The 256-nt window shown below is 48.0% G+C and carries 1 rRNA gene; it reads left to right on the top strand.

Annotated features, from left to right (window positions below):
- Positions 1-87: 87 nt before the first annotated feature.
- A 16S ribosomal RNA gene (locus tag RJ53_RS11540) occupies positions 88-256 on the top strand; the annotation flags it as partial.

Below are 256 nucleotides of genomic sequence, written 5' to 3'. Positions count from 1 at the left end.
TCCGAAAGTAAGCAAGTACGTGAGTACTGACGGTATCAGGGATGATATCGTCGTAAGCCAAGATCGAAGTGTGCTTTTATAATTAACATTCTGGTTGATCCTGCCAGAGGCTATTGCTATCAGGGTTTGACTAAGCCATGCGAGTCGAGAGGTGAAAGACCTCGGCATACTGCTCAGTAACACGTGGATAATCTGCCCTCAGGTGAGGAATAATCCCGGGAAACTGGGGCTAATACCTCATAGGAGACGGGTGCTG

It is taken from the genome of Methanocalculus chunghsingensis (genome assembly GCF_018132105.1).
GTDB lineage: Archaea > Halobacteriota > Methanomicrobia > Methanomicrobiales > Methanocorpusculaceae > Methanocalculus > Methanocalculus chunghsingensis.
The sequence above is the reverse complement of the archived record's forward strand: the minus strand, read 5'-3'. Positions and strand labels throughout refer to the sequence as shown.